Consider the following 363-nt stretch of genomic DNA (forward strand, 5'->3'; position numbering starts at 1 on the left):
AAGTGATCGATCGATTATGTATTCGATTGTAATCTTTTAATTCAACTTATATAGTATGGATAATTTATCTTCTTCATATTCTTTATGGAGGTGTGGGTCTTCAATTTTTAGTGATACTATCGGTATAGATAAGGATTCATGCAAGATTGCATTTAAAAAAGAAACCAATAATTCCTCTTGTCCTTGTACACCAAATAATTGCTTAAAAGCAAAATCCACTCGTAAATTGACTAAAGGTTGATTCATAGAGTGAGTCACCTTTCTTATTTTCGTATTCTGTCTTTTTTGTTATTCCCTTTTTCGGGGGAATGGGCAAAGAAAGTATATATCTATTGTAGCGGAGGAAGGAGAGAAGAAGCAACC

Annotated in this window: 1 pseudogene; it reads right to left on the reverse strand. The window is 32.8% G+C overall.

What is annotated here, in order from left to right:
- Positions 1–51: 51 nt before the first annotated feature.
- A pseudogene (locus ACODS7_RS32840) lies at positions 52–246 on the reverse strand (PD-(D/E)XK nuclease family transposase); the annotation flags it as partial.
- Positions 247–363: the final 117 nt, after the last annotated feature.

Source organism: Bacillus sp. FG16, assembly GCF_057809515.1.